The 26,596-nt window shown below is 62.2% G+C and carries 18 protein-coding genes; 15 read left to right on the top strand and 3 right to left on the bottom strand.

Features of this window, described 5'->3' with window-relative positions:
- The first annotated feature begins 126 nt into the window (after positions 1 to 126).
- The gene (locus ACESWY_RS00415) at positions 127 to 2,466 is read left to right on the top strand and encodes a DUF4012 domain-containing protein (RefSeq protein ID WP_373092867.1); all 2,340 of its coding nucleotides are present in this window, start codon (positions 127 to 129) and stop codon (positions 2,464 to 2,466) included.
- An 83-nt stretch (positions 2,467 to 2,549) separates the two neighbouring features.
- Complete coding sequence (gene glmM / locus ACESWY_RS00410; protein WP_195543799.1) at positions 2,550 to 3,881, top strand: phosphoglucosamine mutase; 1,332 nt, start codon at positions 2,550 to 2,552, stop codon at positions 3,879 to 3,881.
- Positions 3,882 to 4,086: 205 nt separating this feature from the next.
- On the opposite strand, the gene ACESWY_RS00405 is transcribed toward glmM, so the two are convergent.
- Positions 4,087 to 5,670, bottom strand: a complete 1,584-nt coding sequence (locus ACESWY_RS00405) for a carboxypeptidase M32 (protein WP_373092869.1) — start codon at positions 5,668 to 5,670, stop codon at positions 4,087 to 4,089.
- 502 nt (positions 5,671 to 6,172) lie between these two features.
- On the opposite strand from ACESWY_RS00405, the gene pheS reads away from it, so the two are divergent.
- From pheS to ACESWY_RS00375, 6 genes are all read left to right on the top strand, one after another.
- Positions 6,173 to 7,249: a phenylalanine--tRNA ligase subunit alpha gene (pheS, locus tag ACESWY_RS00400; protein ID WP_117770495.1), complete on the top strand. Its 1,077-nt coding sequence runs from the start codon at positions 6,173 to 6,175 to the stop codon at positions 7,247 to 7,249.
- Between the two features lie 63 nt (positions 7,250 to 7,312).
- Positions 7,313 to 9,766 carry a phenylalanine--tRNA ligase subunit beta gene (gene pheT / locus ACESWY_RS00395; RefSeq protein ID WP_373092872.1) on the top strand — a complete coding sequence of 818 codons (2,454 nt, stop codon included), beginning with the start codon at positions 7,313 to 7,315 and terminating at the stop codon, positions 9,764 to 9,766.
- 246 nt (positions 9,767 to 10,012) lie between these two features.
- Positions 10,013 to 11,098: a cobalt transporter CbiM gene (gene cbiM, locus ACESWY_RS00390; RefSeq protein WP_270226120.1), complete on the top strand. Its 1,086-nt coding sequence runs from the start codon at positions 10,013 to 10,015 to the stop codon at positions 11,096 to 11,098.
- A complete protein-coding gene (locus tag ACESWY_RS00385; protein ID WP_373092874.1) occupies positions 11,076 to 11,912 on the top strand; it encodes an energy-coupling factor transporter transmembrane component T family protein in 837 nt (278 codons plus the stop codon). Before cbiM ends, ACESWY_RS00385 begins: the two co-directional genes overlap by 23 nt.
- A gap of 46 nt (positions 11,913 to 11,958) precedes the next feature.
- A complete protein-coding gene (locus ACESWY_RS00380; protein ID WP_373092876.1) occupies positions 11,959 to 12,729 on the top strand; it encodes an energy-coupling factor ABC transporter ATP-binding protein in 771 nt (256 codons plus the stop codon).
- A gap of 80 nt (positions 12,730 to 12,809) precedes the next feature.
- Entirely contained in the window at positions 12,810 to 13,658 is an 849-nt protein-coding gene (locus tag ACESWY_RS00375; protein WP_373092878.1) for a hypothetical protein, read from the top strand.
- Here the strand turns inward: ACESWY_RS00375 and ACESWY_RS00370 are convergent.
- Together ACESWY_RS00370 and pyk are read right to left on the bottom strand one after the other, a co-directional pair.
- The gene (locus ACESWY_RS00370) at positions 13,655 to 14,728 is read right to left on the bottom strand and encodes a putative endonuclease domain-containing protein (RefSeq protein WP_373092880.1); all 1,074 of its coding nucleotides are present in this window, start codon (positions 14,726 to 14,728) and stop codon (positions 13,655 to 13,657) included. The genes ACESWY_RS00375 and ACESWY_RS00370 overlap by 4 nt on opposite strands.
- Positions 14,729 to 15,149: 421 nt before the next feature.
- Positions 15,150 to 16,610: a pyruvate kinase gene (pyk, locus tag ACESWY_RS00365; protein ID WP_271730083.1), complete on the bottom strand. Its 1,461-nt coding sequence runs from the start codon at positions 16,608 to 16,610 to the stop codon at positions 15,150 to 15,152.
- Between the two features lie 440 nt (positions 16,611 to 17,050).
- Between pyk and ACESWY_RS00360 the strand changes: the two genes are divergently transcribed.
- The 7 genes from ACESWY_RS00360 to ACESWY_RS00330 all read left to right on the top strand — a co-directional run bounded on the left by ACESWY_RS00360 (position 17,051) and on the right by ACESWY_RS00330 (position 26,587).
- The gene (locus tag ACESWY_RS00360) at positions 17,051 to 19,732 is read left to right on the top strand and encodes a cation-translocating P-type ATPase (RefSeq protein ID WP_373092882.1); all 2,682 of its coding nucleotides are present in this window, start codon (positions 17,051 to 17,053) and stop codon (positions 19,730 to 19,732) included.
- A 478-nt stretch (positions 19,733 to 20,210) separates the two neighbouring features.
- Positions 20,211 to 21,164 carry a ribosome small subunit-dependent GTPase A gene (gene rsgA, locus ACESWY_RS00355; RefSeq protein ID WP_175406139.1) on the top strand — a complete coding sequence of 318 codons (954 nt, stop codon included), beginning with the start codon at positions 20,211 to 20,213 and terminating at the stop codon, positions 21,162 to 21,164.
- Between the two features lie 252 nt (positions 21,165 to 21,416).
- Complete coding sequence (gene cpaB, locus ACESWY_RS00350; RefSeq protein WP_227790272.1) at positions 21,417 to 22,076, top strand: Flp pilus assembly protein CpaB; 660 nt, start codon at positions 21,417 to 21,419, stop codon at positions 22,074 to 22,076.
- On the top strand, positions 22,076 to 23,725 hold the full coding sequence (locus tag ACESWY_RS00345) for a nucleotide-binding protein (RefSeq protein WP_161145129.1): 1,650 nt from the start codon (positions 22,076 to 22,078) through the stop codon (positions 23,723 to 23,725). Before cpaB ends, ACESWY_RS00345 begins: the two co-directional genes overlap by 1 nt.
- Complete coding sequence (locus tag ACESWY_RS00340) at positions 23,722 to 25,050, top strand: TadA family conjugal transfer-associated ATPase (protein ID WP_138113966.1); 1,329 nt, start codon at positions 23,722 to 23,724, stop codon at positions 25,048 to 25,050. Before ACESWY_RS00345 ends, ACESWY_RS00340 begins: the two co-directional genes overlap by 4 nt.
- Positions 25,051 to 25,055: 5 nt before the next feature.
- Positions 25,056 to 25,949: a type II secretion system F family protein gene (locus tag ACESWY_RS00335; protein WP_229030340.1), complete on the top strand. Its 894-nt coding sequence runs from the start codon at positions 25,056 to 25,058 to the stop codon at positions 25,947 to 25,949.
- Positions 25,946 to 26,587, top strand: coding sequence for a type II secretion system F family protein (locus ACESWY_RS00330; RefSeq protein WP_117746903.1), 642 nt, complete (start codon positions 25,946 to 25,948; stop codon positions 26,585 to 26,587). The genes ACESWY_RS00335 and ACESWY_RS00330 overlap by 4 nt, the downstream gene beginning before the upstream one ends.
- Positions 26,588 to 26,596 lie beyond the last annotated feature (9 nt).

Raw genomic sequence — 26,596 nt, 5'->3', positions numbered from 1 at the left:
CAAGACGGACACGGTGTTGCACCACAATTCCGCGAATTGGTGCCTGCATCTGGAGTTTAACTGACGATGCCAAATATGCCATAAACTAATAGCGTTATTGACTTTTAGTATTGCGAGGACTCCTCTATGGCTGGTAACCACTTTAAGAACGGCGACGGCGAGCGCTCTGCAGTTCCGCCGCGTTCAAATGGGGCTGGAAACGCTGGCGTACCGAGTGGATCCAGCCAAAACGGTGCTGGCAACCGTACGTCTCCGGGCGAAACGGCGATGTTTGCCGCTCTGTACGAACAGTCTCAAAAGGCAAAACAGGCTGGTCGCGTAGGCAGGCAGGCATTTCCGGGCGGGGCGGGCTCTGCGGCTTCGTCGGCCGGGGTCCGTCCGGCGCCAACGGGCGGTGCGAATGTTGCCGGTCCCACTGGCCCCGCTAACAACGCAAATCGCGCCCACAACGCCAGCCCCATCAACTCTGCCAATCCCGCCAATAGTGCTTCTTCTGCTGGAGACGCAGGGCTTACGGGTAACCTAGGCACCATCTATACAGGCGCTTCCGAAACCGGCACGTTTGCCCGTCTTGATGACGACGGTGCCGAGTTTAAGGGTTCGGGCTCTAAAGAAGATTATTACGATTTTGGCTTGAACTACGGCGGCGATTCCTCGACGAGCTCGACCTCGAACGGCCTGGTTCGTCATCGCCATCGCAAAGGCGAGCGCAAGAAGCGCCGCGTTACAGCCGTTGTCGCTGCCATCGTTGTGGTGGTTCTTGTCGCGTTTGGCGTGAGCGGCTTCATGCTGCTTAACTCGGCAAAAACCGTGAAGAGTCAGGCAAAGGAAACTGTCGAGATTGTCGGTGGCCTTAAGGACAAGGTCACGTCGGGCGATTTTTCGACCCTGCCCGACGATGCGAAAAAGATCGACGAGCTCTGCAGCAGCATGAAGAAGGAGACCTCGAGCCCGGTGTGGACGATGGCTTCATTCATCCCAGTGTACGGCAGCGACATTAACGCCGCCCGCACCATGGTCGACGCTCTGTCCGATGTTTCGAGCGGCGCGCTGGTCCCCATGGCCGATAATCTCGCTCAGGCAACGCCCGGCAAGCTGTTCCAGAACGGGACAATCAACGTGTCCGCGCTGCAGGCGGTCGCCGATTCGCTCTCCGATAGCTCAAAGGTGTTCAAGAGCGCCAACAAAAAGGTGCAGAGTATTGGCGATACGCATATCGCCCAGGTGACCGAGCTGGTCGATAAGGCAAAGGACGGCTTTGCCGTCCTGGACGGTGCAGTCGACGCGGCGGAGAAGGTCGCCCCCGTTCTGCCCCAGATGCTCGGCGCCAACGGCCAGACGCGCAACTATCTTGTGTACGCCATGAACAACGTCGAGATCCGTGCTTGCGGCGGTTTTGGTGGTTCGCAAGGTTTGATTTCAGTCACCGATGGCCAGATGTCAATCGGCGACTTTGTTCCCCGCATTGGACTCAGTGAGGACGAGGCGGTCGAGAGCGTCGACGAAGAGGACGAGGCGCTGTTTGGTGACCACAGTAACCTATACAACTCTGGTAACACGTATTCGCCCGATTGGCCCCGCAACTCGCAGCGTGTTGCCGCACTGTGGAAGTCCCAGTATGGGCAGGACGTCGATGGCGTCGTCGGCATCGATCCGGTGTTCTTGCAGTACCTGCTGGGCCTTGTCGGTAATGTCTCGCTGCCCGATGGCACGGTCGTCGACGGTACCAACGCGGCGAAGGTTCTCATGCACGATGTGTATTGGAACTATCCGGTCGAGGAATCGGACGGCATCTTTGCATCTGTTGCCAGCGCCGCCTTCGACAAGATTCTCGGTGGCATCGGTGACGTCGACGTTACGAAGCTTGTCGGTGCATTCGAGCGCGGTGCCGAAGAGGGCCGTCTGATTGCTTGGATGAGAAACGATGATGAGCAGAATGCCATCAAGGAGATGGGCATTGACGCTTCGCTGCCCGATCCGGATGACCCGAGTGCCGATCCCGTTGCCGGCGTTTACTTTAACAACCTGAGCTTCTCCAAGCTCGACTGGTACCTGAACGCCGACACGCAGATTGGCCAGGGCGTGAAGAACGGCGATGGCACGTACTCCTATCGCATCACCGTTACCCTGAAGAACATCATGACGCAGGAGGAGGCTGGCAAGCTGCCCGACTACGTTGCGGCGAGCGCACGCGATGCCGCACGTGACGACGAACGTCTGAATGTCTCGCTGTTTGCCCCGACGGGTGGCAGCATCAGTGACCTTACGGTTGAGGGGACCCAGTTTGGGCTAGGTGCCGCAACTTGGCATGGAATTCCCTTCTATTCGGGAACCGCTGACCTGCATGCGGGCGAGACGACAACGATCACGTATACGTTGACCACGTCGGCTGAGGCGGGGGACAAGCCGCTTGCGCTGCGTCAGACTCCTACGTGCCAGGCAGCTCGCGACAGCGCTTCGGCGTAGGGTTTTTCTGGTAGCCCAGATAATCGAGTACCATTTTGGGGCGGACAGGCAATCTGTTCGCCCCTGTTTTGTAAGGAGAGTACATGAAGTACTTTGGCACCGATGGCTTTCGCGGCGAGGCCAACGTTGGGCTGACGGTAGAGCACGCTTATAAGATCGGCCGCTTTGTGGGTTGGTATTACGGTGCCAACCGCGGGGCCAAGGCGCGCGTAATCGTGGGCAAGGACACGCGCCGCTCGAGCTATATGTTCGAGGCGGCGCTGGTGAGCGGTCTGGTCGCGAGCGGCGCAGACGCCTATATGCTGCACGTGATTCCCACGCCGGGCGTGGCACATCAGACCGTCGAGGGCTGCTTCGATTGCGGCATCATGATCAGTGCGAGCCACAATCCGTTTTGCGATAACGGCATTAAGCTCGTCAACAGCGACGGCTTTAAGATGGACGAGGACGTGCTGGAACTCATCGAGGACTATATCGATGGCAAGAGCGAGGTGCCGCTGGCCACGGGTAACCACATTGGTGCCACAGTGGACTACATGCAGGGTCGCAACCGCTATATTGCCTCGCTCATTGCAAGCGCGAACTTTTCGCTGCAGGGCGTCAAGATCGGTCTCGACTGTGCCAACGGCTCGGCTTCCTCGGTTGCCAAGCCGGTGTTCGATGCGCTGGGCGCCGATGTGCGTGTAATCAATGCCGCGCCCGATGGCTTTAACATTAACGTCGACTGCGGCTCCACGCATATGGAGCGCCTGCAGCGCCACGTGGTGGAGCAGGGCCTGGACGTGGGCTTTGCCTATGACGGCGATGCTGACCGCTGCCTGGCGGTGGATGAACGCGGCCGCGTGGTCGACGGCGACCAGATTCTGTACGTGTGCGGCGTGTATCTGAACAAGCACGGGCGTCTCTCGGGCGGTACCGTGGTGCCGACGATTGCCAGCAACTTTGGCCTGATCAAGTCACTGGAGCTTGCCGGCCTGAGCGCCGTGACCAGCGGCGTGGGCGACCGCCACGTGTATGCCAAGATGCGCGAGGGCGGCTACAGCCTGGGCGGCGAGCAGACGGGCCATACGATCTTTGGCGATATCGAGCGCACGGGCGACGGCATTATGACCTCGCTGCGCGTGATGGAAGTGATTCGTGCCGAGCGCGAGACGCTCTCGCAGCTTACGGCTCCGTGCAAGCTGCTGCCGCAGGCGCAGATTGCCGTGCGCGTGGCGGACAAGGACGCCGCGCTCGAGAACATGGGCGTGCAGAACGCCATCGCCGAGGCTGAGGCGTCGCTGGCGGATGAGGGCCGCGTGCTCGTGCGCAAGAGCGGAACCGAGTCGGTGATTCGTGTGCTGGCTGAGGCTCCGGACCAATCGGCCGCCGACGCCGCCATGAAGCGCATCGCCGCCGCACTGGAAGCTCTGTAGTTACGCGGTTTTACCAAACCGCGTAACTGCTCGACGTTGCCAAGACGTCGGCGTCAACCTAGTTGTTGGGCAACCTAGTCATTTGGGACGTTCTTAAATGACTAGTCGTTTGGGACACTCTTTGCCGGGTTGGTGGCTGGGTGCGAAGGGGCGCCGCGGGATAGATCCTGCGGCGCCCCTCTTGCGTTGGCGTGTTGCCTAGGCTTTACAGCTCGTAGAGCGTGGTGAACTTGTCCTGCAGGTAGCTGCAGTAGTAGCGGGCGTCGAATGCCATGCCGCAGGCGCCCTTGATGAGCTCCGGCGCGTCCTTGGCGCGGCCCCACTGCCAAATGTGCTCGCCCAGCCAGGCGCGGACGGGTGTCAGGTCGCCGCTCGCGCAGGCGCTGGTAAGGTCGACACCGTCGCGGCACATGGCCGGCACGAACATGGCGTCGTAGGCGCTGCCCAGCGCATAGGTGGGGAAGTAGCCAAACGAGCCGCCGCTCCAGTGCGTATCCTGCAGGCAGCCACGCGTGTCGTCGGGAACCGGAATGCCCAGGTACTCGTCCATAAAGCGATTCCAAAGCGCGGGGATATCCTTGGCTGTAGCCTCACCGGCAAACAGCATGCGCTCAATCTCGTAGCGCACCATAATATGCAGCGGGTAGGTGAGCTCGTCGGCCTCGGTACGGATCAGCGACGGCTGAGCGATGTTCACGGCGTGGTAGAGCGCATCTTCGTCCACGTTACCGTAGACCTCGGGCGCGTGACGGCGCAGCACCTCGAGCAGCGGTCCCATAAAGGCGCGGCTGCGACCCACGGTGTTCTCAAAGAAGCGGCTCTGGCTCTCGTGGATGCCCATGGAGGTGCCACCCTCCAGGCACGTGCGCGCATAGGCGGGGTTCACGCCCAGCTCGTACATGGTGTGACCGGCCTCGTGGATGATGCTGTAGACGTTGGAGATGCAATCGTCCTCGTAGATGTGTGTCGCGATGCGCGCGTCACCCACGGCAAAGCCCTCGCTAAACGGGTGCTCGGTAAAGGCAAGCGTGGTGTCGTCCAGGTTCAGGCCGACGAGCTTCATCAGGTCGAAGCTCATGGCGCGCTGGGCGGCCTCGGGCACGCGGGCGTGCAAAAAGTCGGCAGCGGGCTGCTGGCCGCGCTCGCCGATGGCGTGCACGAGCGGCACGACCGTGGCCTTGACCTCCTCGCAAAACGCGTCGAAGCTCTCGGCAGAAAGGCCGCGCTCGTACTGGTCGAGCCAAACGTCGTATGGGTCGCGCTTGGGGTCCATGAGTTCGGCCTGATGCTTAAGTTGGGCGACGATTCTATCCACATAGGGCTCAAAGCTCGCCCAGTCGTTGGCCGTCTTGGCCTTATGCCACACGGCGTCGGCCTCGCAGGTGAGCCTGGTCCAGGCCTCGGCCTCCTCGGTAGGAATAACGCTTGCCTCGCGCTGGTCGCGGCCGAGCACGCGAATCTCGTCGAGCAGCTGCGGGTCGTCTACGTGTCCGCCTGCAACCGTCTCGCGCGCTAACGAGCGTACGAGCTCAACGGACTTCTCGCTGGTCAGCAGCTTGTGATGCTCGCCGGCAAGCGTGCCCATGGCGTCGGCACGGGCGGCAGCGCCGTTGGCAGGAGCAATCGTCGCCCCATCGAACTCGGCAATCTTGAGCAGGTACTCGCGAGTCCACAGCTTGCCCTCGAGTTTGCGGAACTTTTTGACGGCCTTGTCGACTTTAGCGGCCTTGACGCCCTTGGCGGCTTTTGCCACGGCGGCCTTGGCCTTCTTATCGAGTTTCTTTCCCATACCGTATCCTTAATCTCGCAGGCCGAGCGCCGCAGGCGGGTGCGCGGCCAGTTTGCACAGCTACCTGCCTTGTACCCAGCGCGAACAAAACGGAACGCGGCGATGCGCTCGCGAAATGTGTTATCCTATAGCCCAATGCGTTGACGGAGAGGGTTTTGCCCGCCGCGTCGCCGGCAAGAGAGGGAAGGTCATGGGCTGCAAGCCTTCCTGCGGTGGCAAGGGCCAAGCGTTCACTCCCGAGCAGCGACCTCAACGGGCACGCGGCCAGTGGCAGCAAAGTCCCAGTAGGGAAGCCGTGAGCCTCGCGACAAGGGGCGCAGAGTGGGCACGGCGGGCCAGACATCCGCCGGGTCAAACAAGGTGGTACCGCGGAATTCAACCGTCCTTGGGCAATGTACATGCCCGAGGACGGTTTTTTGTTACCGAACCGGGCCGCACATCCGCAGCTATCGGGTGCTAGCCGCCCCGGCAAGCGAGATGCGCGAGAGACGAAAGGGAAGACATGAGTCTGATTGATGATCTGGTCAAACTCGAGGAAGAGGCCAAGGAGCTCGTCACTAGCGCTGACGACGCCGCCAAGCTCGAGGCCGCGCGCGTTGAGCTGCTCGGCCGCAAGGGCCGTATCACCGGCCTGATGCGCATGATGGGCAAGCTCGCTCCCGAGGATCGTCCCATGATGGGCAAACGCGCCAACGAGATGCGCCAGCTGATCGAGGGCATGCTCGACGAGCGCACCACCGAGATGAAGGCCGCCGCCCTCAAGCACGCACTCGAGCACGAGGCCGTCGACATCACGCTGCCGGGCATCCGTCCGCAGATCGGTCACCAGCACCTGATCAAGCAGATCATCGAGGAGGCCGAGGACATCTTCTGCGGCATCGGCTACACCGTCGAGTCCGGCCCCATGGTCGATACTTCCTACTACAACTTCACCGCGCTCAACGCGCCCATGGATCACCCGAGCCGCTCGGCTCGCGACACGTTCTATGTGGTCGACAACAACCCCGGCAGCGTCGCGCATCCCGAGGCTCACGCTCACGGTGAGTCCGACGTGCTGCTGCGCACCCAGACCTCGGGCGTGCAGATCCACACCATGGAGTCGCAGAAGCCGCCCATCTACATGATCTGCCCGGGCACCGTCTACCGTCCCGACACGGCCGACGCCTGCCACCTGCCGCAGTTCAACCAGATTGAGGGCCTGGTCGTCGACGAGGGCATCACCTTTGGCGATCTTAAGGGCACGCTCGACTACTTTGTTAAGTGCATGTTTGGCGAGGATCGCAAGACGCGTTACCGCCCGCACTTCTTCCCCTTCACCGAGCCCAGCTGCGAGGTGGACGTGAGCTGCCACGTGTGCGGCGGCAAGGGCTGCAACTTCTGCAAGCACAGCGGCTGGATCGAGATCCTGGGCTGCGGTATGGTCGACCCCAACGTCCTGATCAACTGCGGCATCGACCCCGAGAAGTACACCGGCTTCGCCTTTGGTATTGGCGCCGAGCGCGTCGCGGCACTGCGCTACGACCTGCCCGACCTGCGCACGTTGATGACTGGTGACATGAGGTTCTTGAACCAGTTCTAGAACGCTTTCTTCTTAGTTGCAGTTTCCGGCTCAAAGCCGCATTTATGAAAGGAGACCAGTTAGATGCGTGTTTCTTACGACTGGCTCAAGACCATGATCGATATTCCGGAGGATCCCAAGACCCTTTCGGACGAATATATCCGTACCGGCACCGAGGTCGAGGCGATCGACACCGTGGGCGAGTCCTTCGACCACGTGGTGACCGCCAAGGTGCTCACCAAGATCCCGCACCCCGATAGCGACCACATGTATGTGTGCTCGGTCGACGTGGGCGACAAGAATCTCGACGCCGACGGCAATCCCGCTCCGCTGCAGATCGTCTGCGGCGCGCAGAACTTCGAGGCCGGCGACCACATCGTCACGGCCATGATTGGCGCCGTGCTTCCCGGCGACGTCAAGATCAAGAAGAGCAAGCTTCGCGGCGTCGTGTCCATGGGCATGAACTGCTCCGCGCGCGAGCTCGGCCTGGGTGGCGACCACTCCGGCATTATGATCCTGCCCGAGGATACGCCCTGCGGCATGCCGTTTGCCGAGTACGTGGGCTCGAGCGACACCGTGCTCGACTGTGAGATCACGCCCAACCGTCCCGACTGCCTGTCCATGATCGGCATGGCCCGCGAGACCGGCGCCATCTTCGACCGCGATTTCCACGTTGAGCTGCCCGCCATCAAGGTCGAGACCGGCCGCGCGACCGACGACGAGCTTTCCGTCGAGATCGCCGACGAGGGCCTGTGCGACCGCTACGTTGCCCGCATCGTGCGCAACGTCAAGGTCGGCCCGTCGCCAGACTGGATGGTCAAGCGCCTCAACGCCCTAGGCGTGCGCCCGCACAACAACATCGTCGACATCACCAACTACGTGATGATGCTCACCGGTCAGCCGCTGCACGCCTTTGACCTGGACACCTTTGCCGAGCGCGATGGCCACCGTCGTGTGGTGGTTCGTGCCGCCCAGCAGGACGAGAAGTTCACGACGCTCGACGGCGAGGAGCGCGTGCTCGACGCCGGCATGGGCCTCATCACCGACGGCGAGCGCCCCGTGGCGTTGGCCGGCGTTATGGGTGGCATGGATTCCGAGATCGAGGACGATACCGTTGACGTGATGGTCGAGAGCGCCTGCTTCAACGCCGGCCGCACCTCGCACACCAGCCGCGACCTTTCGCTGATCTCCGACGCCTCCATTCGCTTTGAGCGCCAGGTTGACGAGACCGGCTGCGTGGATGTTGCCAACGTTACCTGCGCGCTGATTGAGGAGATCGCCGGCGGCGAGGTCGCTCCCGGCTATATGGACGTGTTCCCCGCGCCCAAGACCATCGACAGCATCAAGCTGCGCCTGGCCCGCGTGCACGCCATCTGCGGTGCCGACATCGAGTCCGACTTTATCGAGCGCTCGCTCACCCGCCTGGGCTGCACCGTCGAGCGCGACGGCGAGGACTTTATGGTCACGCCGCCGAGCTTCCGTCCCGACCTGCCGCGTGAGATCGACCTGATCGAGGAGGTCTTGCGCTTATGGGGCATGGGCCGCGTGACGGCGACCATTCCGGCTGCCAAGAACCACATCGGCGGTCTGACCCGCGAGCAGAAGCTCACTCGTAAGGTCGGCGAGATCCTGCGCGCCTGCGGCCTCAACGAGACCACGACTTTTGGCTTTGCCGCCCCGGGCGACCTGGAGAAGATCGGTATGTCCACCGAGGGTCGCGGTTGCCCCGTGGTGCTCATGAACCCGCTGGTAGCCGAGCAGACCGAGATGCGCCGCTCGCTGTTGCCAGGCCTGTTGCAGTCTGTGGCCTACAACGAGGCCCACGGCACGCCCAACGTGCATCTGTACGAGGTCGGCAGCTTGTTCCACGGTCGCGAGAACGCCAGCCTGCCCAAGGAGACCAAGTCCGTGGCGGGCGTGCTCTCGGGCCAGTGGAGCGAGCGGTCCTGGAACATGAAGTACCGTAAGCTGCGCTTCTTCTTTGGCAAGGGCATTGTCGAGGAGCTGCTTGCTCAGCTGCGCATCGAGAAGGTTCGCTTCCGTCCCGTCGAGGGCGAGGGCTATGCCTTCCTGCAGCCGGGTCGTGCGGCTGAGGTTCTGTCCGGCGGCACCGTGCTGGGCTGGGTTGGCGAGATCCACCCCAAGGCGCGCGAGGCCATGGGCATCGACGAGGTCGTCGTTGCCTTTGAGCTCGACTTGGACAAGCTGATCAAGGGCGCCCGCAACCAGGAGAACTACCGCGAGTTCTCGCAGTACCCGGCCGTTGAGCACGACCTTGCTATCGTGGTCGACAACACTGTGACCTGCGAGGATCTTGAGCGCCGTATTACCAGCGCCGGAGGCAAGCTGCTCGAGGGCGTGCGCCTGTTCGACGTCTACCGCGATCCCGTCCGTATCGGTGCGGGCAAGAAGTCCATGGCCTTTGCGCTTACGTATCGCTCCGACGACCACACGCTCACCAGCGAAGAGGTCGAAAAAGCGCACCAGAAGATCGTCACCAAGGTGTGCAAGGGCGTAAACGGCGAGGTCCGCGGCTAGGTCCTGCGCTGGGGTATGGGTCAGCGGTGGCTGCTGCCGAGTCCTACGTGACTGCTGTGCCCGGTATAAGGCACCGTTGAGCCTGCATATATGACACGCGCATTACATAACGGCGTGCTGCTTTGTCGGCAGTGCGCCGTTTTGCTATGATAGCCCGCGGCGTGTTACGAATCTGACATTACGTAACACTGGAAAGGTGATTCAAGCGGCGTTGCAATTCCGTGCGCCGATAACCGGGAGGCGTACATGCACATTCCAGATAATTATCTGTCCCCGCAGACCGATGCCGTTATGGCGGTGGCGATGGTGCCCGTTTGGATCCACTGCATCAAGAAGGTGCGCGCCACGCTCGATCGCGAGCACATGGCGTTCCTGGGCATCTGCGCCGCGTTCTCCTTCCTGCTCATGATGTTCAACGTGCCGCTGCCTGGCGGCACCACAGGCCACGCCGTTGGTGGCGCACTCATCGCGCTGCTGCTGGGCCCCGAGGCCGCGGCTATCGCGGTTTCGGTCGCGCTGGCGCTGCAAGCGCTGCTGTTTGGCGACGGCGGCATCCTGTCCTTTGGCGCTAACTGCTTTAACATGGCCTTCGTGTTGCCGTTTGCCGCAGCCATCGTGTTCCGCGCGCTTAACAGCCGTTTGCACGACAAGAGCTGGGGCACCTCGGTTTCGGCCATCGTAAGCGGCTGGGTCGGCCTGTGCCTGGCGGCCCTGTGCGCAGCAATCGAGTTTGGTATTCAGCCGATGCTTTTCACGAATGCTTCGGGCGCTCCGCTGTACTGCCCCTTCCCGCTGTCCATTGCCATTCCGGCCATGATGATCCCGCATATGTTGGCAGCCGGCGTGGTCGAGGGCGTGGCGACTGCCGCGATCTACGGCTTTATCAAGAAGACGGCGCCGAGCGTTATCGTCGGCCCCGAGGCCGCCGATGGACAGCTTGCTGCCGAGGGCGCTGCTGCCAAGAAGACCTCGCTGGTCCCCACGCTCATCTTGGTTGCCGTGCTTGTCGTGGCCACGCCGCTGGGCCTGCTGGCCACGGGTGACGCCTGGGGTGAGTGGGACGCCGAGGGCGCCGCGACCGCCGTTCAGGAGGTTGGCGACGACAGCCTGCAGGCTTCGGTCGGTCTCGACACCCCGACCTTTGCCGATGCGCTGCCTACGGGTGATTACCTGCAGGCCTATTCCGAGGAGCAGGGTCTCGGCTTTGCCGGTCAGGCTGCCATGTATATCCTGTCCGGCGTGATTGGCGTGGCGGTGCTCACCATCGCATTCCGTCTGATCTCGCTGACGGTCAAGGAAAGCGGTGCTCATGGCGATGGTCGAGCTGCCTAGCTGGCTTGCGGTCGAGCAGCGTTACGAGCCCACGGGCGCTCGTCATCGCGTGATGCAAAAGAACGTCCTGCACCTGGCGAGCCTGCTTGAGCGGGTTCGCCTGGGTGGAGGCGTACACGAGGGCGGGTCGATGGTCGACCGCGCCCTTTCTTGCGTTTCGGCTCCGGTACGCCTGGTGGGGATGTTCGTTTGCGTCCTGTGCGTGTGTCTGACGCAGAGCCCGCTGTACCTCATGTTGATGGCGGCCATTGCGCTGGTGCTCGTTGCCGTGCGCCCCGTACGCGGGCTGCGGGCAACCTTTGTGCCGGCGCTTGGCGCTGCGGGGCTCGCGGTGGTTCTAGCGCTGCCTGCCCTGCTGCTGGGCGCGTCTGCCACGGGCGCCATGCTCAAGATTGCACTCAAGACCTTCATTAATGTGTCGCTGGTGCTGGGTGTTTCGTGGACCCTCACGTGGAGCCGCATGTCGTCGGCGCTCAAGATGCTGCATCTACCCGACGAAGTTATCTTTACGTTTGATATGGCGCTCAAGCACATCGAGGTGCTGGGTCGCACGGCGCACAATCTGTGCGAATCGGTCATGCTGCGCAGCGTTGGCCGTGCGCCTGAGGGATTTTCGCGTACGGATTCGATCGCGGGTATCATGGGCATGACCTTTATCAAGGCGATGGAATGCAGCCGCGCGATGGACGAGGCTATGCTTTGCCGCGGCTTTGCCGGCGCGTATCCGGCGCCCGCACGCGCCGGGTTTGGCTGGCGCGATGCGGTTTACGCGGCCGGCGTGGCGCTGCTGGCAGTGTTATGCGCGGTGCTGTAGGCGCTGCTGGTTCCGGCTGGGGATGCAAATAGGGAAGGGCGACGTTTTGACGATCGATATGAATAATGCGGCGGGCACGAACGGTGCGGGCGGCGCCGAGGTCACGCCGCTCATCGAGCTGCGCGACGTAGTGTTCTCCTATGCGGGACATACGGTTGTCGATGGCGTGTCGCTGCAGGTCGATCGTGGCGAACTCGTTGCCCTGCTCGGTCCCAACGGCTGCGGTAAGACGACGATTATGCGCCTTATTAACGGCCTTGAACTCGCGGACGCAGGGGCATACCTGTTTGACGGGCATGTGATCGATGCGGCGTTTCTAAAGGATTCCGCTGTCGCTCAGCGTTTTCATCAGCGCGTGGGCTTTGTGTTCCAGAATGCCGACGCCCAGCTGTTCTGTGCTACGGTGGGCGAGGAAGTTGCCTTTGGTCCCGCGCAGATGGGGCTGCCGGCAGACGAGCTCGAGCGCCGCGTGCACGATGCCATGGAACTGTTTCAAGTTGCCGACCTTGCCGACGCCTCTCCCTATCAGCTCTCGGGCGGGCAAAAGAAGCGCGTTGCGCTGGCTGCGGTGGTGTCGATGAACCCGGATATCTTGGTCCTCGACGAGCCTACCAATGGGCTCGACGAGGATTCATGCGACATCGTGGTCAACTTCTTGCTGGCCTACGTCGCGGCGGGTAAGACGGTCTTGATGAGCACACATCACCAAGATTTGGTGCGACGCTTGGGTGCCCGCGCCATCTATATCGATCGATATCACCATGTGGTCGAGGCGCCTTCGCCGTCGTATGGAACCGAAAGCGGTGCTACGGACTAGTTGCTGCGTAGAGCGTGCGTAGCCGCCCGCGCGGCTTTGCCGTGATGGTATAGTTATCCAGGTTTTTTATGGGGGTGGCTATGCCAAGCTGGAACATTCATATCGCTCAGACGGAGCGTTTGCTGGAGCGCACCGGTGCGCTTGCCAAGAGCGTGCGCGACCGCAATGCCTTTTTGTTTGGCTGCGTGGTTCCGGATATCTTCGTGGGCTATATGGTCCCTGGCATCGCTGATCCCATCCCGTACCGCATTACGCACTTTGCCAAGCCTGAGCCCATCCCTAAGCCTCGTGAGCATGAGTTCTGGGATACCTATGTGGCACCGTTGCTTAAAAGTTCGCCCACCGGTGCGCCGGCCGCGGCGACCTCGATTATCGAGGAACGCGAGCGGCTGAACCGCGTGCACTATCCCCAGCGCTACAAGGATGCCGAGCCGGTTGCCGGTCCCGGCGCCTGTGAGTTCTCGCTTGCGTCCGAAGATGTGGCGCAGTCGCTGCTCGATTTAACACTGGGCGTCTGGTCGCATCTGGTGGCCGACACGGTTTGGAATACGCGTGTGAATCAGTACCTGGAGGCGCATGGCGGCAAGCCGTGTGAGGAGTTCCGCATTAAAAAGCAAGGCGACTTTGACTGGTTTGGCAAGACGCTGGGCATTGTTTCCATCCCGCGTGCGACCGATCGCCTGTATACCGCTGCGACGCGTTTTGGGCAGTATCCCATCCATAAGGAGTATGTGCTCAAGACCATCGGCGTCATGCACGAGATCGTGCGCGAAAACCCCGGCGAGCCCGATCATCCGCCGTATCGCCTGCTAACCGAGGAGTTTTTCGATGCAACGTTTACCGAGGTCATCGAGCTAACCGAGGCAGGCTTTGCGGCTCGCGTTGCTGCTTCTGACGTTCCGGCAGTCCCCCTGATCGCTAGCTGCTAGCCGGCCGGCTTTACGGAGAACAGTTCATCCCAATTGACCAACAGCTCCCGTCGCAGCGCATCTTCGGTGGTGCGTTCCTGATCGGTCTTTGGGATGTAGGGGAGCCCCGCCTTTTTATGGATGAGCTCGGCGATGTTGTTAAAGCTCTTCGTGTCTTTGATTTGCTCATAGGTTATCTGGATAACGTCATAGCCCATGCTTGTGAGGGCGGTGGTGCGCTCGGCATCAGAGAGACTTGCGGCTTCGCCACCGTGGGCGGAACGGCCTTGGCATTCCAAGATGACGCCCATGCTGTTGGTGGCACTTTCGATGAGGATATCGGCGTAGCAGCAGGTTTTGTCATACAGTGAGCGCGCGGCGTCGCTGAGTGGGATGCGCACGTTGTTTGCGATGTTGATGCCCATGCCGCCCTCGTTGCGGGGGAGCGAGACAAGCATGGAAGTCTGTACTTCGAAGGGCGAGGCGGTCTGCCCCGTCATGTGCTCGGCCGCCCAGCGCAGTTGTTTAACGCCGCGCAGGCCTGCGGCCTGCTTGGTGAACGCGGCGATATCCGCTGCGGAAAGAAGCGGCGTGCGCTTCCACAGGTTGGTATCCTTGCCGTTGACGTCGATAACCCGCTCCCAGCCGCAGTTGGGTGGAATGAGCTTAAGCGAAATAGCTTCATCGAGTTGTTGTTGCGTTCGCTCGCAGGGCTTAAACACTGCAAAGGAGCCGCACATCTCGTAGCAAGCCATGAGTAACTGGTTGCGTGAGACCTGCGTAGCAAGGTTGAGCAGCGTAAACTCGGGCGACGTGACATCAAATCCATGCTCAGTCTGCCTAAACGACCCAGGAGGCGGCTCTTGGGTTAGCAGACGGCTATGAAATAGCTTTCCGTTCGCGCGCTGTTTTCTTTCGCCCACGAATCTCCAAACTGGTGTGCCGAGCAAGTCTTTAAATACTGGTTGTTTTGAGTAATGCACCAAGCGATGGTCATGGTCGGGCGGCAGGATTGCCGGATAGAGTCCTAGTATCTGGGGCGGGATGCGATAGTACTGAAAAGCCGTGGGTCCGCAGGCAAGAAATGACATAGCGATCCGATCGTTTGAGCGTAGTTTGGGCTAGAAAAGCTATCGGTTTCGGAAGTGCGGGGAAAAAGACAAACAGGTCAACCACAAGCGGTATTTGAGCCAACTTTATCAGGGGTTTTGTTGAAATAAAAGGGCTTGTGTTCGGAGGTAAGCAATTTTTCCCCGCACTTCCGAAAACGCGGTCGATCTGACTCTTGTTAAAACGATTTAGCAGCGTCGGTTAAGGTGTGGGTTTGCTACCGGCCGAACACTTTTAGCGCTTGGGGCTTTATTTTTTGGGCCTCGGAGGGCGGATTTCGCGCTTTTGGTAAAGAAATGGGTGCGTGTCATGCCGTGCGGTAGGCATCGGCGCACAGAAAAAGGGCCCGGAAGGCTTTGCCTTCCGGGCCCTTTGCAATGCAAGTGTGCTTGCAAGTGCGATTTAGCGCACCTGAGCGACGTAAGCGACGTTGGTCGAGGAGACCTTGTCCTCGAGCTGGACGCTCATGCGGGGATCGCCGGCGGTAGCGACGGTCAAATCGCCAGTCTTGACGTAGCCGAGCTCCTTAGCGGTCTCAATCGCCTTGACGATCGTGCCGTTGACGGTGCCCTGGGTAATCTCGGCCTGGTGCGGGATAACGCCCCAGTACATGATCATCTGCTGGACGGCCCACTCGTGGCGGGAGAACGCGCAGATCGGCATGTTGGGACGGAAGTGCGAGATCAGGCGAGCGGTACGACCGGTGGTCGTCGGCACGGTGATGCACTTGGCGCCAACGGTGGTGGCCATGTTCACAGCGGACATACCCACAACGTTGTTGACGACGCGGGTGCCGTGAGCGTCAGCCGGAACCTCGAGCGGAGCGTGAGCCGGGAGGTACTTCTCGGTCTCGAGAGCAATGCTGGCCTGCATCTTGACGGCCTCGACCGGGTACTTGCCGGCAGCGGACTCGCCGGACAGCATGACGGCGTCGGTGCCGTCGTAAATGGCGTTAGCAACGTCGGCAACCTCGGCGCGCGTCGGGCGCGGGTTCTGCTGCATGGAGTCGAGCATCTGCGTAGCGGTGATAACGGGCTTGTAGGCCGCGTTGCACTTAGCGATGATCTCCTTCTGGATGTGGGGAACGAGCTCGGGCTTGATCTCGATGCCCAGGTCGCCACGGGCGACCATGATACCGTCGGAAGCCTCGAGGATCTCGTCGAAGTTCTCGACGCCCAGGGCGCACTCGATCTTCGGGAAGATCGTCACGTGCTCGCCACCGTTCTCGCGGCAAAGCTCGCGGATGCCGCGGACGGACTCGCCGTCACGGATGAAGGAAGCGGCGATGTAGTCGATGTTCTCGGTCAGGCCAAAGAGGATGTCCTGACGATCGCGCTCGGTGATGGCGGGCAGCGAGATGTTGACGTTGGGCATGTTGACGCCCTTGCGCTCGCCAATCAGGCCGTCGTTCTTGACGACGCAGGTCATGTCCTGGCCGTCGACGGACTCGACCTCGAGGGCAACCAGACCGTCATCGATCAGGATGAGGGAGCCCTTCTCGACCTCGGAGGGCAGAGCCAGGTAGTCGAGGGAGATGTGCTCAGCGGTGCCATGGAAATCCTCGGACGTGGGCTGAGCGGTGACGACGATCTTGTCGCCGGTCTTGACGGCAACCTTCTTGCCGTCGACCAGAAGGCCGGTGCGGACCTCGGGGCCCTTGGTGTCGAGCAGGATGCCGACGGGCATACCGAGCTCCTTGGAAATACGACGGACGCGCTCGATGCGACCGTGGTGCTCGTCGTAGGAGCCGTGCGAGAAGTTAAAACGGGCGACGTTCATGCCCGCCTTGATCATCTCGCGGATGGTCTCGTCGCTATCGCAGGCGGGACCCATGGTGCATACAATCTTGGTGCGCTTGTACATTCAGACCTCCATCTGACATCGTCTTGCGCTGATAGATAAACCATAAGAAATAAAACTGAGATGATTATAACGAAATGCCGACCGAATACCCCAAAAAATCGACCGTATGCCGAATTAGAAGTTCATTTTTTGCGGAAAACGGTATATGCAAAAACTTTACCAACCGTTCTAACCGCTGCTATCTGGGCGATATTTTAGTTCGATGATGCGCCGAAGAAAAAACGTTTTATCAATCTTGAGCATCACACTGTCTGCACCGTTGCGCCTGTGCCGTGTTTCCAGATGGAATGTTTTGGCTAGACGCGTCGCTTTGGGGTACCATAGCTCCACTATCAACTGCCGCTCAGCACGGCAGCCTTGATGAGCCCTTGCCCTTCTCCTGGGAATTATGATCGGGCATCAATCTGCTGAGTGGCCCGAATCCCAGGAGGGGACTCTATATGCAAAAGGAATACCTGTCCGCCGCGGCGGAGGTACTCAGCGACCAGGGTGTCGATGAGAACCTCGGCCTGAGCAACGACGAGGCGTCGTCGCGCCTCGCCAAGACAGGCCCTAACAAGCTTGAGGAAGCCGAGAAGACGCCGCTGTGGAAGCGCTTCTTTGAGCAGATGGCAGACCCCATGGTCATCATGCTGATCGTTGCCGCCGTTATCAGCGCACTTACGGGCATGGTCAAGGGCGAGCCCGATTTTGCCGACGTCGCCATTATCATGTTCGTCGTTATCGTCAACTCGGTGCTGGGCGTGGTTCAGGAGGCTAAAAGCGAGGAGGCCCTCGAGGCCCTGCAGGAGATGAGCGCGGCGCAGTCCAAGGTGCTGCGCGACGGCAAGCTCGTGCACCTGCCGAGCGCCGAGCTCGTGCCCGGCGATGTGATCATGCTCGAGGCGGGCGACTCCGTCCCGGCCGACTGCCGTGTGCTCGAGAGCGCCACGATGAAGATCGAGGAGGCCGCCCTTACCGGCGAGTCCGTGCCCGTCGAGAAGCATGCCAACGTCATTGAGCTCGCCGCCGGCATCGACGACGTGCCGCTCGGCGACCGCAAGAACATGTGCTACATGGGTTCCACCGTGGTATACGGCCGCGGTCGCGCCGTCGTGGTCGGCACCGGTATGAACACCGAGATGGGCAAGATCGCCGGCGCCCTGGCCGAGGCCAAGGAAGAGCTCACGCCGCTGCAGGTGAAGCTCGCCGAGCTCAGCCGCATCCTTACCATCATGGTTATCGTCATCTGCGTCGTCATCTTTGGCGTCGACATCATCCGTCACGGCGTGGGCAACGTCCTCACCGACCCGACAGCCTTGCTCGATACCTTTATGGTCGCCGTCTCGCTCGCCGTCGCTGCCATCCCCGAGGGCCTGGTCGCCGTCGTGACCATCGTGCTGTCGCTTGGCGTGACCAAGATGGCCAAGCGCCAGGCAATCATCCGCAAGCTTTCCGCCGTCGAGACCCTTGGCTGCACACAGACCATCTGCTCCGACAAGACCGGTACCCTCACCCAGAACAAGATGACCGTCGTCAAGCACGAGCTCGCTGCGCCTAAGGAGAAGTTCCTGGCCGGCATGGCTCTGTGCTCCGACGCCCAGTGGGACGAGGAACTGGGCGAGGCTGTGGGTGAGCCGACCGAGTGTGCGCTCGTCAACGATGCCGGCAAGGCGGGGCTCACTGGCCTGACTGCCGAGCATCCGCGCGTGGGCGAGGCCCCGTTTGACTCGGGCCGCAAGATGATGTCCGTGGTCGTCGAGACCCTGGACGGCGAGTACGAGCAGTACACCAAGGGCGCGCCCGACGTGGTGATCGGCCTGTGTACCCATATCTACGAGGGCGACAAGGTTGTCCCCCTGACCGAGGAGCGTCGCGCCGAGCTCGTGGCCGCCAACAAGGCCATGGCCGACGAGGCCCTGCGCGTGCTGGCGCTGGCGAGCCGCACCTACACCGAGGTCCCGGCCGACTGCAGCCCCGCCGCGCTCGAGCATGACCTGGTCTTCTGCGGCCTGTCCGGCATGATTGACCCGGTCCGCCCCGAGGTCGCCGACGCCATCCGCGAGGCGCACGACGCCGGTATCCGCACCGTCATGATTACGGGCGACCACATCGACACCGCCGTGGCCATCGCCAAGCAGCTGGGCATCGTCACCGATCGCAGCCATGCCATCACCGGTGCCGACCTCGATCGCATGAGCGACGAGGAGCTCGACGCGCACATCGAGGACTACGGCGTGTACGCCCGCGTCCAGCCCGAGCACAAGACCCGCATCGTCGAGGCATGGAAGTCACGCGACCAGATCGTGGCCATGACGGGCGACGGCGTCAACGACGCCCCGTCCATCAAACGCGCCGACATCGGCGTGGGCATGGGCATCACCGGTACCGACGTCACCAAGAACGTCGCCGACATGGTACTTGCCGACGACAACTTCGCCACCATCATCGGTGCCTGCGAAGAGGGGCGCCGCATCTACGACAACATCCGCAAGGTCATCCAGTTCCTGCTTTCGGCCAACCTTGCCGAGGTGTTCTCGGTGTTTATCGCCACGCTCATCGGCTTTACCATCTTTCAGCCGGTGCAGCTGCTGTGGGTGAACCTGGTCACCGACTGCTTCCCCGCGCTCGCGCTGGGCATGGAGGATGCCGAGGGCGACATCATGAAGCGCAAGCCGCGCAACGCCAAGGACGGCGTCTTTGCCGGACATATGGGTCTGGACTGCGTGGTCCAGGGCCTGATCATCACCGTGCTGGTGCTGGCGAGCTTCTTTGTGGGCGTGTACTTTGACATGGGCTACATCCACATCGCCGATATGATCGCCGGCAATGCCGACGAGGAAGGCGTGATGATGGCGTTCATCACGCTCAACATGGTCGAGATTTTCCACTGCTTCAATATGCGCAGCCGTCGTGCGTCGCTGTTCACCATGAAGAAGCAGAACAAGTGGCTGTGGGCTTCCGCCGCGCTGGCACTGGTGCTGACGGTGATCGTGACCGTGCAGCCGACGCTTGCCGAGATGTTCTTCGGCCCTGTGACGCTTGAGCTCAAGGGCGTTCTTGCCGCGCTGGGTCTGGCCTTCCTGATCATCCCGCTTATGGAGATCTACAAGGCGATCATGCGCGCGGTCGAGAAGGAGTAACGTACCTGTCCGGGCCCGACCGCCTGCGGGGTTTCCACGGGCACGTCCTCGCCGCTTTGCGGCTGCGGGATGTGCCCTTAGGAAACCCCTCCCGGCGGGCGGGCCCTGCGGTATCCTTGCTGGCTTTTCTCCCGTGCGGATGAAAAGGGCTGAGGGAAAGTTTGTGAGCTGGTCGGGCTTTGCCCGGCCAGCTCTTTTTGATTTAAAATACCTGCTCAGTTGTGATTTATGGTGCTGGGAGGCGCTTGTGGGCAAGGCTAAGGCTAAAGCGAAGAAAAAGACGACGGGGGCGCGGGCTAAGCGCGATCGTCGTCGGAAGCTTGCGACCGAGGCCCCCGCATCAGCCGAGGAGCTGCTGGCAAACGTGCCGGGACTCGACGCGCTGCAGGATGTTCCGGCGTTCGATGACCTGCCGGTCGATGAAGCTCAGCAGGCGGCATTTGACGACTTTTGCGCACATGCCGAGGAGCCCGAGCAGATGCAGCTTGGCGCCGTGGTGCGCTTGGATCGCGGGTTTCCGCTGGTGGCGACTGCCGATGACGCCTTCCGCGCCGAGCATGCCGTGGGGTTTGCCAAGTCGCGCGGCGAGGACGAGGTCCTGCTGCCTGCCGTGGGCGACCGTGTGGCGGTGCGCCGCGCTCCCGGGCACGATATGGGCGTGATTGAGTGCGTGCTGCCACGCCGTACGAGCTTTGAGCGTTGGCGCGGCCGTGCCCGTGGAGAGCGCCAGGTGCTCTGCTCCAACGTGGATAGCGTGCTAATCGTGCAGGCGCTCGGTGCCGGTGAGGTGCTGCTCGACCGCGTGGCGCGCTCGCTGGTGTTGGCGCTCGACTGCGATGCCGAGCCGGTGGTGGTGCTCACCAAAGCTGACCGCTGCGATGCCGAGGAGCTCGAGCGCGATCTGGACCGCGTGCGCCGCCTAGTGGGCCCGGACGTGCGCGTGATCGTGACGTCTTCTGCCGAGGGCCGCGGCCTGGACGAGGTCCGTGCCTGCGTGCCTGCCGGGAGCTGCGCCATGATTCTGGGCGAGTCGGGTGCCGGCAAGTCGACGCTGCTCAATGCACTGCTGGGCCACGATACGTTGGCGACCGGCGGTGTGCGCGAACGCGACGACCAGGGCCGTCACACTACCGTCGCGCGCGTGATGGTGGCGCTGCCGGGCGACGCCGGCGTGATCGCCGATGCCCCGGGCCTGCGCAGCCTACCGCTCGTGGGTCACGAGCGGGGTCTGGCGTGCGCCTTCCCCGAGATTGTCGAGGCATCGCACGCGTGCCGGTTTGGCGATTGCACGCATACCCATGAGCCGGGCTGCGCCGTTCGCGAGGCCGAGGACGCCGGGCAGATCGACAGCCTGCGTCTGGAAACGTTCCAAAACCTGGCGTCATCCATGCGCGTGAGCGCTCAAATGCTCGATCCCGATGTCCATCTGTAATTGATTTTTCCTATGACAGCCGTCTCCCAACTGTTCGGGAGACGGCTTTTTTGCTGCGGAAAAGCCTCGAAACATGCAGTTTGCTGACGTGCTGACCAAAACCTTGCCACGAGCTTGACGGGCTGGTCAGCTTTTGGTCAGCGATTGGTTTGACATCGAAAACCAAGATCGCGATTGCGCCGCTTTGCACTCTGACCACCCAGACAATGGTGGTACGGGCATTCGCCCGGCACTGCCATGAGAGGAGCGGCCGTGAACAAGAGCAAGCGCATCGCCATCAGTCTGGTCGCGGGCGTGCTCGCTGCTCTGCTCTGCATGGTTTACGGCTCGTCGATCCGCTCGCAAGCCGAACAGGTCCAGGCTGAGACCTTGGCCAAGTACGGTGGCGATCGCGTCGAGGTATGCGTCGCGGCGCGCGATATCGATGTGGGCGAGACCCTCGATGAGACCAATGTCATAACCCAGGAATGGCTGACGAGTTTGCTGCCGCGTGACGCGGCGACCGAGCTGCGCCAGGTACGCGGCGACGTGACGACTTCACGTATTCCCAAAAACGCCGTGATCTGCAATGTCTACACCAAGGCCGAGAGCCACAAGCTCGAGGTGCCTAAGGGCAAGGTCGCCGTTTCGGTGGCGGTCGATGCCGAGCACTCGGTCGGCGGTGCCACGGGCGTGGGCAGCTATGTGGACGTGTACGTGCAAAAAGATGGCGTAACCGATCGACTGTGCGGCGCGCACGTGATCGATACCAGTGAGAATTCCGGTGCCACGCGCGAGGGCAAGATCGAATGGGTGACGCTGGCGGCTGACCCCGAAGACGTCAAGGAACTGCTGGGAGCCTCGGGCAAGGGAACGGTCAGCTTGACGATTCCCGCCACGGCGCGCGGCAAAAAGAGCGGAGGCGACGAGTGATGAAGGCGATCTGGCTTGCGTGCTGCGCGTGCGGCGATTACGGGCTGTTGCAGCAGGAAGTCGAGGGCCGTGATGCGGGTGCACAGGTGCTTCGCGTGGGTGACCTGGACGGGCTGGTTTCCATGGCGCGGGCGTTTCCGTCGCGCCGCGGGGCTGCCATCATCGCGGCGTCTCTGTTTGATATCGAAGATGTGCGCAAGACTGTTGCGCGCCTGACGGCCGAAGGCCGCGTGAGTCGCGTGGTCGTGTTGATAGAAGCGCTCGATCCGTCGGATATCGAGGGACTGTTTCGCGCGGGGGCGACCGAGGTCATCGCTGCGCACAGTATATGCGGCAACGGGCGCGCGGGCGAGGGAGCGGTTGATTCCGATCGGCGCATGACGATTGAGCCCGATGCTTTTGTTGATAGGGAACCCGGGGCGCCTCGCGCTACAAGAGGCCCGCGTGTTGATGATTATGGAAAAGCGGAAGCCGAGCATGGTCGGCGCCCCCGGAACCCCCTTGTATACGATGACGCTGGAGGGCCGGCACAGCATGCTGGCGACTCCCCGGCTGTAGATATGGGATACGTGCACGGCGTGAATCTGGCGGATGAACTCGACGAAGTTGAGGGCTTTGCCGGGTGCGGCGAGTTGTCGCTGATGCAGCATGAGCAGATTGCACAGAACGAGCCTGCCTTGCAGACCGAACAAGCTGCCATGCCGGCTTGGACGCAGCGTGTGGTTGCGGCGGGGGAGACGGGGACGCTGTCGCCGACGCCCGCCCCGCCGCCTCCGATGCCGCCGGCAGACGCTGCCGCTCCGCAGCATCGAGCTCCGGTCATCTGCGCCATTTCGGGTTCGGGCGGTTGCGGCAAGTCGACGATCGTTGCCACCATGGCACACACATCGTCGCTGTTGGGCTTGCGTGCCGCCGTGCTCGACCTGGACCTGATGTTTGGAAACCTTTACGACTTGTTAGGCGTCGATGCTCCGCGCGATATGGCGGCACTTATCGAGCCGGCGGCGGCGGGCGCGCTCACCGAGCCGGATATCGTAGCCACATCGATGCGCGTGGCGCCAGGCGTTACGCTCTGGGGTCCCGTTGCGGCGCCCGAGCAAGCCGAGCTCATGGCACGTCCGGTGGAGCTACTGCTTGATGTTTTGCGTCGCGAATCCGACGTAGTCTTTATCGATACCTCGGTCTTTTGGGGCGACGCCGTGGCGGCTGCGGTGGCGGCGAGCGACCGCTGCCTGATCGTTGGCGATGCTGCGGTGTCGTCCGCGACATCGGCGTCGCGCGTCATTGAACTGGCAAGTCGAGTAGGTGTGCCGCGCACGCGCATGAGCGCCGTGTTCAACCGGTTCGGTGCGCGCGGGGCAGACGAGGACGTCGCCATGCGCTTTGAGATTGCCTGTGCGTTGAGCTCCAAGATTCGTATCGCCGATGGCGGGCAGGATCTCGCCGCGCTCATGGCGTTTGGGCGCGCTGATGAGGCAGTGGGGCAGACCAGCGCTTTTGCGACCAGCGTGCGCGAGGCCACGCGCGAGATGCTCGTGGAACTGGGGTGCGCCGTCGGCCCTTGGAGCGATATGGTCGCCGACCGTGCAACGCGCACCGAACGCCCGCGTATCCGCCTTCCCTGGTCGCGCGAGGGTGATCAGCGATGAGCCTGCAAACGAGGATTAAGGCTGCCGGCGCTGCAGCGGGGGCAGCGCCTGTAGATGCGGGGCGTCGCCGCGCGGTGAAACGACGCACCAAGTGCGCCGTGATGGACCGCATGGGTTACGACGAAGTGGCGCGTATCAGCGCCTATATCGACCCGGCACTTGCCCGCTCGGAATTGCGTCCCGCGGTGGAGGCGGCGCTCAATGTTGAGGAACCGACCGATCTCGCGACGACCGAGCGCGAGACCATCATCGACGAGATTTTGGATGACGTAGTGGGCCTGGGGCCGTTGCAGCCGCTCATCGAGGACGACACCGTTACCGAGATCATGATCAACGGCTGCCGCTCGGCTTTCTTTGAACGCGGCGGCGTCTTGCACCCCATCGAGCATGCGTTTGAGGATGATGAACAGATCCGTGTGCTTATCGACCGCATCATCTCGCCACTTGGCCGCCGTATCGACGAGCGCAGCCCCATCGTCAACGCCCGCCTCAAAACGGGCTATCGCGTCAACGCGGTGATTCCGCCTGTGGCGATTGACGGACCGATTCTCACCATCCGAAAGTTCTCGGACCGCATCTGCTCGCTGGACGAGCTTGTGGGGCTGGGGTCGCTGCCGCTTTGGTATGCGCAGCTGTTGTCGTGCGCGGTGTCGCTGCGACAGGACCTGGCGGTTGCGGGAGGCACGGGATCTGGTAAGACCACCCTGCTCAACGCGTTGTCATGTGAGATTTCCACCGGCGAGCGCATCGTGACGATCGAGGACTCTGCCGAGCTCAAGTTTGCGCATCATCCGCACGTGGTGCGTCTAGAGGCGCGCGAGGCTTCAATTGAGGGCGAGGGCGCGGTGACGATCCGCGACCTGGTGACCAATGCCCTGCGCATGCGCCCCGACCGCATCGTGGTGGGCGAGGTGCGCGGTGCCGAGTGCTGCGACATGTTGCAGGCCATGAACACGGGCCACGACGGGTCGCTCACCACGCTTCATGCGGGTTCCGAGCAGGAGACCGTGGTGCGTCTGACGTTGCTTGCACGTTATGGCATCGATCTGCCGAGCGAGCTCATCGAAGAGCAGATTGCCATGGCGCTCGACGGCATCGTGATGTCCGAGCGCCACGCCGATGGCAGGCGCTTCGTCTCCTCGTATTCGGGGGTGCGTCGCGCCGCGTCGGGCGGCGTAGAGCTCGAGCGCTATGTGACTTTCGATGCCGCCGAGCGCACCTGGACGCTTGACCGCGAGCCGCCGTTTATCGCAGAAGGCCTGCGGTCGGGGACGCTCACACAAGAGGAGGTGGACGAATGGAGGTCGCTGTGCCCCTCGTCGTAGGGGGTTTGGCAGGGTTTTCTGTCGCGACGGCGTGCGGGGCGGAACCTCGTGTGCCGCAGGTGCCGCCGGCGGAGCTGGCGCGTCAGGCGTTCGAGACGGTGGCAGAGAAGCTGCCGCGTGAGTTGGTGGAAAACGATCTGCTGAAAAAGATTGCCCGTTCGTGGGCATCGCTGGCTCCGGCGCGTCGCCTTGGCCTCGTGATCGAAGATGCTTCGGGGCGTTTGGCGTTTCTGCTGCTATCGAGCGGTGTCTGCTGCGTTTTGCTAACGATGGTGTCGTTATCGCCCCTCGGGTTTGCCTTGGGACTTGTTGCTCCGATTGCCGCTGGCGCCGCTCGGGATGGCTTTGAGAGCCGGCGCGAGCAACACGATGCAGAAGAGGCCATGCCCGAGGCGTTTACCGCACTTTCCATGTCGCTTGCCTCGGGACATTCGCTGGCCCAGGGCATGCGCTTTGTGGGCGCTCATGCGCAAGAACCGGTGCATACCGAGTTTTTGCGGGTAGCGGCGGCGATCGATTGCGGCATCTCGGCGACCGACGCGCTCGATGACTTGCTCGTGCGCATCGACGCCCCCGGCCTTTCGCTTGTGACCTTGGCGCTTAAGGTGTCTCAGCGCACCGGTGCTCCGCTTGCCGACTTACTGTCCGAGGCGTCGAGCATGGTGGGGGAGCGCATTGAGCTCAAGCGCCGCCTGGATGTTAAGACGTCGCAGGCTCGCATGTCTGCGCATATGGTCGCGGCGATGCCGGCGGGCATGTGCGCGGTGTTGGCGCTGCTTTCGGCAGATTTTCGTCGCGGTCTTGCGACGCCTGCCGGTGCGGGCGCTGTGGTGCTGGGTCTAGCCCTCAACGTCGTTGCCCTGGTGGTTATCCGGCGCATTATGCGGGTGGAGCTATGAGCGCCCTGGTTGCAGTTGTGGCTTGCCTGTGTGCCCTGAGTGTATTTGTCGCGACGGGTTTGGATCGGGCGGATGCGCGCAAGATCGCAGGGGCCTGCAAGCGCGAGGCGGTGCTGGTCGCTGCCGCGGGTCGCTCGGTGGTCGATGCCCTGACCGCGCGAGTGAAGGGCGCGGTTGGAGCGGGCGGCCCGGCGCGAGTGTCGCTCGGCGAAGTGTCCGAGATGATCGATGTTGTGCGCTTGGGTCTTTCGGCCGGCCTTTCGTTTGATGCGGCGCTTGAGATTTTCTGCGCCAACCGCCGGTCAGTGCTGGCTCTTCGCCTTGAGCGGGCCTGCATGGCGTGGCAGGTGGGCGTGGGCACGCGTGAGGACGAGTTGTTGGCCGCCGCGCGCGACCTGGACGTGCGAGCGCTCGAGACCTTTGCCATTACGGTGGGGCAGGCACTCGCCCTGGGTGCCCCACTTGCCGAGACACTGGCCGCTCAAAGTCGCGAGATCCGTGCGGCTCATCGCGCCGCGGTCGAGCGCGAGATTGAGCGTGCGCCCGTCAAGCTGCTGATTCCCACCGGCACGCTCATCTTGCCGGCGTTGCTTCTGTCCATATTGGGCCCGCTGCTGGGAGCAGGCGGGATGATGTAGGGAGGAATA

It is taken from the genome of Collinsella aerofaciens ATCC 25986 (assembly GCF_964237925.1).
Lineage (GTDB): Bacteria > Actinomycetota > Coriobacteriia > Coriobacteriales > Coriobacteriaceae > Collinsella > Collinsella aerofaciens_BJ.
The sequence above is the reverse complement of the archived record's forward strand: the minus strand, read 5'-3'. Positions and strand labels throughout refer to the sequence as shown.

Coding starts and splice junctions, on each gene's coding strand:
- ACESWY_RS00415 (WP_373092867.1), top strand. CDS start 127: ATGGCTGGTAACCACTTTAAGAACGGCGACGGCGAGCGCTCTGCAGTT.
- glmM (WP_195543799.1), top strand. CDS start 2,550: ATGAAGTACTTTGGCACCGATGGCTTTCGCGGCGAGGCCAACGTTGGG.
- ACESWY_RS00405 (WP_373092869.1), bottom strand. CDS start 5,670: ATGGGAAAGAAACTCGATAAGAAGGCCAAGGCCGCCGTGGCAAAAGCC.
- pheS (WP_117770495.1), top strand. CDS start 6,173: ATGAGTCTGATTGATGATCTGGTCAAACTCGAGGAAGAGGCCAAGGAG.
- pheT (WP_373092872.1), top strand. CDS start 7,313: ATGCGTGTTTCTTACGACTGGCTCAAGACCATGATCGATATTCCGGAG.
- cbiM (WP_270226120.1), top strand. CDS start 10,013: ATGCACATTCCAGATAATTATCTGTCCCCGCAGACCGATGCCGTTATG.
- ACESWY_RS00385 (WP_373092874.1), top strand. CDS start 11,076: ATGGCGATGGTCGAGCTGCCTAGCTGGCTTGCGGTCGAGCAGCGTTAC.
- ACESWY_RS00375 (WP_373092878.1), top strand. CDS start 12,810: ATGCCAAGCTGGAACATTCATATCGCTCAGACGGAGCGTTTGCTGGAG.
- ACESWY_RS00370 (WP_373092880.1), bottom strand. CDS start 14,728: ATGTCATTTCTTGCCTGCGGACCCACGGCTTTTCAGTACTATCGCATC.
- pyk (WP_271730083.1), bottom strand. CDS start 16,610: ATGTACAAGCGCACCAAGATTGTATGCACCATGGGTCCCGCCTGCGAT.
- ACESWY_RS00360 (WP_373092882.1), top strand. CDS start 17,051: ATGCAAAAGGAATACCTGTCCGCCGCGGCGGAGGTACTCAGCGACCAG.
- rsgA (WP_175406139.1), top strand. CDS start 20,211: ATGCAGCTTGGCGCCGTGGTGCGCTTGGATCGCGGGTTTCCGCTGGTG.
- ACESWY_RS00345 (WP_161145129.1), top strand. CDS start 22,076: ATGAAGGCGATCTGGCTTGCGTGCTGCGCGTGCGGCGATTACGGGCTG.
- ACESWY_RS00340 (WP_138113966.1), top strand. CDS start 23,722: ATGAGCCTGCAAACGAGGATTAAGGCTGCCGGCGCTGCAGCGGGGGCA.
- ACESWY_RS00330 (WP_117746903.1), top strand. CDS start 25,946: ATGAGCGCCCTGGTTGCAGTTGTGGCTTGCCTGTGTGCCCTGAGTGTA.